This window comes from Bifidobacterium pseudolongum subsp. globosum (assembly GCF_004155535.1).
GTDB classification, from domain to species: Bacteria; Actinomycetota; Actinomycetes; order Actinomycetales; family Bifidobacteriaceae; genus Bifidobacterium; species Bifidobacterium pseudolongum_C.
In genome coordinates this window covers 1-1,336 of the sequence record NZ_RYUH01000023.1, presented here as the reverse complement: position 1 = coordinate 1,336, position 1,336 = coordinate 1, and the positions used below count along the sequence as shown (strand labels likewise).

The 1,336-nt window shown below is 63.4% G+C and carries 1 protein-coding gene; it reads left to right on the top strand.

What is annotated here, in order from left to right; translation table 11 throughout:
* The first annotated feature begins 186 nt into the window (after positions 1-186).
* Positions 187-1,305 carry an IS1249 family transposase gene (locus PG2093B_RS08900; RefSeq protein WP_120359869.1) on the top strand — a complete coding sequence of 373 codons (1,119 nt, stop codon included), beginning with the start codon at positions 187-189 and terminating at the stop codon, positions 1,303-1,305.
* Positions 1,306-1,336: the final 31 nt, after the last annotated feature.

Sequence of the window (1,336 nt, the reverse complement as noted above, 5' to 3'; positions counted from 1 at the left end):
GGGTTATACGCCAAAAGATGTGTCTCTAATCTGAGCTGAAGCCTTCTGCCGATTGGCGTGTCGGGGTGTTCATGATGTGTCCGGTCATTATGGCGCCTGGCCATTTCGTGTGTCCGAAATGATTCCCGAGCCGTTCTCCTGCATGGTGTCCGCGTCAGTTCATGATCGCGTTGGTTGACTGGTGTCATGCAACGACCGAAATGCCCGTCCTGCGGAAGGACGATGAAGAAGAACGGCAAGACCTCCGGCGGCAAGGTCAGGTACCGCTGCGCGGGCTGCGGGGCGAGCACGAGCGCGAATCCGGACACGCGCGCCAAGGATCTGCGCACGGCGCTGGACTGGCTCATGTCCAAGGACACCCTCGAATCGCATCGTCTGCCGGCGCGTACGCTGCAACGCAAGTGCGAGCTGATGTGGAGCCTGATACCGCCCGTGCCGAGAGACGGCGTCGTGCACGACGTCCTCCATCTCGACGGCATCCATCTGGGTCGCGACGCGGTCGTGCTCATCGCAGTCGACGAGACCTCGCATGTGGCAGGATGGCACGTCGCGCGCAACGAGACGTCGGCCGCGTGGAACCGCCTGCTGTCCCGTCTGGCACCGCCCGACATGGTCGTGTGCGACGGAGGCGGCGGACTGCTCAAGGCACTGCACGAGACATGGCCCGAAACTCCCGTGCAGCGCTGCCTGTTCCACATCTGCATGAACATCACCCAGCTGACCGGCAAGCATCCCCGCTACGAGTCGTCCAGGCAGCTGCGGAATCTGGCGATCGAACTGTCCCGGGCGCACGACAGGAAGTCGGTCGACGAATGGGGCGTGAAATGGCTGAGGTGGGAGGCCAGATGGAACGCGTTCATCGACGAGCGCCGCCGCAGCGCCGACGGGCGCGAACGCGACGCGCACGAGCGTCTCGCCAAGGCGCGGCGCATGCTGCGCAGGCTCGTCGTCGAGGACCAGATGTTCACCTTCCTCAGGTTCGGGGACATGCCCACGACCAACAACCGCGTCGAAAGCCTGAACTCCCGGATCCGCGCCATGCTGCGACGGCATCGTGGCCTGAATCTGGAACGCCGGATCAGGGCCGTGTGCTGGTGGTGCCATCAGCACACCGTCAGTCCCGAAAACTGCGAATGGCTCGTCAAGCACGCCGTCACCGACGAGCGGCTCGACCAGTGGTACGAGAACGCATGGCGCAACGCCCCCCGGACCATGCACGACCAGACCGGCATGCCGCAGCGATACGGCACCGGCATCGAATGGAACGACTTCCACAGGAGCACGCCATGGCAAGACAGCAACTAGTCAAAAGGACACACATTTTGGCGTATAACCC

Excerpts from the sequence above, each read along its gene's own strand:
- PG2093B_RS08900 (WP_120359869.1), top strand. The coding sequence starts at position 187 with ATGCAACGACCGAAATGCCCGTCCTGCGGAAGGACGATGAAGAAGAAC.